This is a genomic window from Nocardioides panacihumi, from assembly GCF_039530925.1.
Classification (GTDB): domain Bacteria; phylum Actinomycetota; class Actinomycetes; order Propionibacteriales; family Nocardioidaceae; genus Nocardioides; species Nocardioides panacihumi.
In genome coordinates, this window is the sequence record NZ_BAAAPB010000001.1 from 37932 (window position 1) to 43952 (window position 6021).

The 6021-nt window shown below is 72.7% G+C and carries 4 protein-coding genes and 1 riboswitch; all 4 genes read right to left on the reverse strand.

Translation table 11 applies throughout. The annotated features are described in order from the left end of the window. Positions 1-14: 14 nt before the first annotated feature. Positions 15-1016, reverse strand: coding sequence for a LacI family DNA-binding transcriptional regulator (locus ABD205_RS00190; protein ID WP_344041169.1), 1002 nt, complete (start codon positions 1014-1016; stop codon positions 15-17). 18 nt (positions 1017-1034) lie between these two features. Beyond that, positions 1035-1877: an SGNH/GDSL hydrolase family protein gene (locus ABD205_RS00195; protein WP_344041171.1), complete on the reverse strand. Its 843-nt coding sequence runs from the start codon at positions 1875-1877 to the stop codon at positions 1035-1037. A gap of 144 nt (positions 1878-2021) precedes the next feature. Continuing rightward, entirely contained in the window at positions 2022-3290 is a 1269-nt protein-coding gene (gene thrC, locus ABD205_RS00200) for a threonine synthase (protein WP_344041173.1), read from the reverse strand. 9 nt (positions 3291-3299) lie between these two features. Continuing rightward, a riboswitch (SAM riboswitch) is annotated at positions 3300-3439 on the reverse strand. Positions 3440-3546: 107 nt separating this feature from the next. Beyond that, positions 3547-5886 carry an endopeptidase La gene (gene lon / locus ABD205_RS00205; RefSeq protein WP_344041175.1) on the reverse strand — a complete coding sequence of 780 codons (2340 nt, stop codon included), beginning with the start codon at positions 5884-5886 and terminating at the stop codon, positions 3547-3549. Positions 5887-6021: the final 135 nt, after the last annotated feature.

Sequence of the window (6021 nt, forward strand, 5' to 3'; positions counted from 1 at the left end):
CGGATCTCGGCGGGTCAGGAGGTGGCCCGGACCACCAGGTGAGTCGGCAGGAGCCGCGTGCCCGCGGGCTCGTCCGGGTCGGCGATGGACTCGAGCAGCACCTCGACCATGGCGCGCCCCATCGCGTCCGCCGACTGGTGGACGCTGGTCAGGCCGAGCGAGACCGCGACCGGGGAGTCGTCGAAGCCGACGACGGCGACGGAGCCCGGGACGGACCGGCCCGCCTCGCGCAGGACGCTGACGGCGCCCGCGGCCATCGGGTCGTTTGCGGCGAACACCGCGTCGAGGTCGGGGTGGCGTGCCAGCAACGCCCGCATCGCCGTCGCGCCGCTGGCCTGGCTGAAGTCGCCGTGCTCGACCGTGAGCGGCTCCACGCCGGCCGCCTCCAGGGCGCCGAGGTAGCCCGCGACCCGGTGGTGGCCGACGGTCATGTCCGCGGGGCCGGCGATGGTGGCGATCCGCGTGCGGCCGCGCTCGAGCAGGTGCGCGACGGCGAGCCGGGCGCCCTCGGCGTTGTCGTTGTCGACGTAGCCGACACCGGGGCCGGGCGCCGGGCCGCCACCCTGCACCACCGGGATGCCGCGCTCGCGGATCCGGGTCGGCAGCGTGTCGTCGTTGTGCAGCGACAGCAGCAGGACCCCGTCGACGTGCTGACGGGTGAGGTAGTCGTCGATGTGGCCGGCGCGCTCGGCCGGCGCGAGCATCAGCACGAGCTGCTTGTCCGCCTTCGCCAGGGCGGCGCCGATGCCGCGCACGACGCCGGCGAAGAACGGCTCGCCGAACACCCGCTCCTCCGACTCGGCGATGACCAGCGCGATCGCGTCGGTGCGGTTCGTGACGAGGGACCGGGCGGCGCGGTTCGGGACGTAGCCGAGCTCCTCGATCGCCGTCTGGACGGCTTCGCGGGCGTGGGCCGACACGCGCGACGCGCCGTTGATGACGCGGGACGCCGTGCCGCGCCCGACCCCGGCCCGCGCCGCGACGTCCTCGAGGGTCGGGCGACGGGCCTGTGACATGGCCACACCCTAGAGCGGTCAGGTCGGGATGCGGTGGCCGAACGGCACCGTGTCGGCCACCCCCAGGGCGGCGAGGACGGAGGGCAGCATCGCCTCCGCCGTACGCCGGTAGCCGAGCGCGCTCGGGTGGAAGCGGTCGAGGCTGAACATCTCCTCGGGGTTCGAGATGAAGAACGGCCCGACCACGGTGGCCAGGTTGACCACGTGCGCTCCTGCCGCGAGCGCCGCCTCGGCCTGGGCGCTCGCGAGCTGGCGCGAGACGCGGGAGCCGAGCGCCCGCAGCGGGTTGGGCACCGCGCGCAGCGCGCCGAGGTCGGGGCAGGTGCCGACCACCACCGGCGTGCCGTGCTCGCGCAGGCGCTCGACGACCGCCGTCAGGTGTTGCACCGACTCGGCGACCGGGACCCGGTGGATGACGTCGTTGCCGCCGACGATGAGGACGGCGACGTCGGCGCGGTACGCCGGCGGGAGCCGGTCGAGCTGGGCCATCACCTCCGAGGACTCGGTGCCGACGACCGCGCCGGTCGTCAGGTCGACGGACCGGTGGGTGGCCTTGGCGACCTTCTTGGCCAGCCGCGCCCCGAGCGTCCCGCTGCCGTCCTCCGCGCCGAGCCCGGCGGCGATCGAGTCCCCGAGCACGAGGAGACGGACCGGGTCGCCGTACCGCTTCCTGTAGCGCTTGTCCGCATCCGGCGCGACGTCGCCGAGCGGCTTGCCGATGAGCGCCCGAGCGGTCGCCGCCTGCCGCTGCAGCAGGTGTCGCGCGCCGACGCCGGCTGCCGCGCACAACGCTCCGACGGCCCCGGCGACCCCCGCCGTCATCGCGAGTGCGCCGACCACCTTCGGGTTCACTCGCTCCATGATCCGATGTGTACCCGGTCCCCGTGAACCGCCGGTGAACCACTGTCCGCCGAGATCCGGGTTCGGGTCCGTCGAGATCCGGACTGCGACCACGAGGCGCGGTCGGAACCCGGATCTCGACGGACCAGAACCCGGGTCTCGGCGTCAGGCGAGGCCGGCGGCTTCGAAGGCGTCGTACGAGGCCGGGATCGTCGCCCGCGGGCCGACCCGGCCCGACACGGCGTCGAGTGTCTTGAGGCCGTGGCCGGTGTTGATGATGACCGTCTCGAGCGAGGTGTCGAGCTGTCCGGTCTCGACCAGCTTCTTGAGCACGGCCGTCGTCGTGCCGCCGGCCGTCTCCGTGAACACGCCCTCGGTGCGGGCGAGCAGCACGATGCCCTCGCGGATCTCGTCGTCGGTGACCTGCTCGACGGCGCCACCGGTGGCGCGCGCGATGTCGAGGACGTAGATACCGTCGGCCGGGTTGCCGATGGCGAGCGACTTGGCGATGGTGTCCGGCTTGACCGGGCGGATCGCGTCGACGCCGGCCTTGTAGGCGGTCGCGACCGGCCCGCAGCCCTCGGCCTGGGCGCCGAAGATCCGGTAGGGCTTGTCCTCGACCAGGCCGAGCTCGATCAGCTCGCCGAACGCCTTGTGCACCTTGGTCAGCTGCGAGCCCGACGCCACGGGGATGACGATCTGGTCGGGCAGCCGCCAGCCGAGCTGCTCGGCGATCTCGTAACCCAGCGTCTTGGAGCCCTCGGCGTAGAACGGGCGCACGTTCACGTTGACGAACGCCCAGCCCTCCTCCTCGGCAGCGATCTCCTGGGCGAGCTTGTTGACGTCGTCGTAGTTGCCCTCGACCGCCACCAGGCTGTCGGTGAAGACCGCCGAGTTGACCTGCTTCGGCTGCTCGAGGTTGCTCGGGATGAAGACGACGGTGCGGATGCCCGCGCGGGCACCGGCGGCGGCGACCGCGTTGGCGAGGTTGCCCGTCGAGGGGCAGGCGAAGACCTTCGCACCGAGCTCGCGGGCCGCGCTCAGCGCGCAGGCGACGACGCGGTCCTTGAACGAGTTGGTCGGGTTGGTGCTGTCGTCCTTCACCCACAGGTCGGCGATGCCGAGCTCGCGGGCCAGGTTGTCGGCGCGGAGCAGCCGGGTGAAGCCGGGCTCGGTGTTGGGGCTCTGCTCGATGTCGGTCGGCACCGGCAGCAGCGCCTTGTAGCGCCAGATGTTCGCCGGGCCGGCGGCGATCTCCTCGTGGGTGATCGCCGGGAAGTCGTAGGCCACCTCGAGGGGGCCGAAGCACTCCGGACACGCGTACGACGGACCGAGCTCGACCCTGTTCCCGCACTCGCGACACGAGAGCGCGACGGCGTTGCCGAAGGCTCCGTCCCGGGCGGTCTTCTGAATCTCGGGGGCAGCAGTGCTCATGAGTCCTCCTCCTCATCTTCCCCGGACGCGGATCTCGCGCCGGGCCGGAATTAGCACCGCTTCCACGAACCGGCCCGCAAGGGCGGCGGAGGCTCGTGGCGGTTGCCGGGACTTCAACGGGCCGTTCCCTCAGTCCCTCTCGATGAGCAGGCCCAACTCTAGGGGCGGCATGACTCGCCCAAGAAACCGAAGGTCCGGATGCTGGACAGAAATCCCAGCATCCGGACCTTCAGGCGCCTCTCCCAGCCTGCCTCTCTCAGGCGGCGACGGAAGCGGTCGCGCGCGCCGTGCCGCCGGGGCTCTCCGCGGCCGCCGCCGGCTCGAGCGCACCGCGTACGACGTCTCGGACGTCACCCACGATGTGGACCGTGAGCGCCTCGCGCACCTCGGCCGGCACGTCGTCGAGGTCGGCCTCGTTGCGCAGCGGCACGAACACCTCGGTCAGCCCTGCCCGCTGGGCGGCGAGCAGCTTCTGCTTCAGCCCGCCGATCGGCAGCACGCGGCCGTTGAGGGTGACCTCGCCGGTCATCCCGACCTCCGAGCGCACCGGACGCCCCGTGGCGAGCGAGACGAGCGCGGTCACCATCGTGATGCCGGCGCTCGGCCCGTCCTTCGGGACCGCCCCTGCCGGGACGTGGACGTGCACCTGCCGGTCGAGCACCGCCGGGTCGACGCCGAGCTCGGCCGCGTGCGACAGCACGTAGGAGAGCGCGATCCGGGCCGACTCCTTCATCACGTCGCCGAGCTGGCCGGTCAGCGTGAGCCCCGCCGGACCGTCGGAGGCGGACGCCTCGATGAAGAGGACGTCGCCGCCGAGCCCGGTCACGGCCAGGCCCGTCGCGACGCCGGGGACCGTCGTACGCTCCGCCGACTCCGGCGTGAAGCGCGGGCGACCGACGAGCGCCTTGAGGTCGCCGAGGCCGATGTCGACGTGCTCCTCCCCCGTGGCCAGCCGCGTCGCCGCCTTGCGCAGCGCCTTCGCCAGCAGACGCTCCAGCTGACGTACGCCGGCCTCGCGGGTGTAGTCGGCGGCCAGCTCGCGCAGCGCCTCGTCGGAGACCGTCACCTCGGCGTCCGTCAGCGCGGCGCGCTCCAGCTGCCGCGGCAGCAGGAAGTCGCGCGCGATGGCGACCTTGTCGTCCTCGGTGTAGCCGTCGATCGAGACCAGCTCCATGCGGTCCAGCAGGGCCGACGGGATCGTCTCGACGACGTTCGCCGTGGCGATGAAGACGACGTCGGACAGGTCGAGGTCGAGCTCGAGGTAGTGGTCGCGGAACGTGTGGTTCTGCGCCGGGTCGAGCACCTCGAGCAGCGCCGCGGCCGGATCCCCGCGATAGTCGGAGCCGACCTTGTCGACCTCGTCGAGCAGCACGACGGGGTTCATCGAGCCCGCCTCCTTCACGGCCCGCACGATGCGGCCGGGCAGCGCGCCGACGTACGTGCGCCGGTGGCCGCGGATCTCCGCCTCGTCGCGGACGCCGCCGAGGGCGACGCGGACGAACTTCCGTCCGAGCGCCCGGGCGACCGACTCGCCGAGCGAGGTCTTGCCGACGCCCGGAGGGCCGGCCAGCAGGATCACCGCGCCGCTGCCGCGACCGCCGACGACCTTGAGGCCCCGTTCGGCCCGGCGTGCCCGGACGGCGAGGTACTCGACGATCCGCTCCTTGACCTCGTCGAGGCCGTGGTGGTCGGCGTCGAGGATCGTCCGAGCGGCCTCGATGTCGGCTGTGTCCTGGGTCGTGACGTTCCACGGCAGGTCCAGCACGGTGTCGAGCCAGGTCCTGATCCAGGACGCCTCGGGGTTCTGCTCGCTCGAGCGCTCGAGCTTGTCGACCTCCCGCAGCGCGGCCTCGCGGACGTGGTCGGGCAGATCGGCGGCCTCCACACGGGAGCGGTAGTCGTCCGCGCCCTCCGGCTCGCCCTCGCCCAGCTCCTTGCGGATGGCGGCGAGCTGCTGGCGCAGCAGGAACTCCCGCTGCGACTGCTCCATGCCCTCGCGGACGTCCTCGCTGATCTTGTCGGTCAGCTCGGCCTCGGCGAGGTGGTCGCGGGTCCAGCCGACGAGCTTCTCGAGCCGGGTCTCGACGTCGGGCGTCTCGAGCAGCTCGCGCTTGCGGTCGTCGGAGAGGTACGGTGCGTAGCCGGCCGTGTCGGCGATCTGACCGGGGTCGGTCAGACGGGTGACCTGGTCGATGACCTGCCACGCCTCGCGCCGCTGGAGCACCGCGACGACGAGCCGCTTGTACTCCTCGGCCAGCTCACGGGCATGGTCGCTGACGGTCTCGGCGACGGGCTCGACCTCGACCCAGAGCGCGGCGCCGGGGCCGGTGACGCCGGAGCCGATCCGCGCACGGGACTCGGCCCGCAGCACGGCCGCCGGACCGCCACCGGAGAAGCGGCCGACGCGGTCGATGGTCGCGATGGCGCCGTACGACGCGTAGCGGTCGTCGAGACGGGGCGCGACCAGCACCCGGCTGTCGCTGCCGGCGCGGGCGGCGTCGACGGCGGCCTGGGCCGCCTCGTCGAGCGCGATCGGCACGACCATCCCGGGCAGCACGACGAGATCGGAGACGAAGAGAACGGGCAGACGATCCACGGATCCTCCTGGACTTGAGTGGTGAAGGCTCAACTTCCAGGGTGGCCGGATGCTTCCGGTGTTCGCCTTGGGCGGACAGGGCCCGGGCGGAGTCCCCGGTTAACCGGGGACTCCGGAACTTCCGGGGGTGCATGC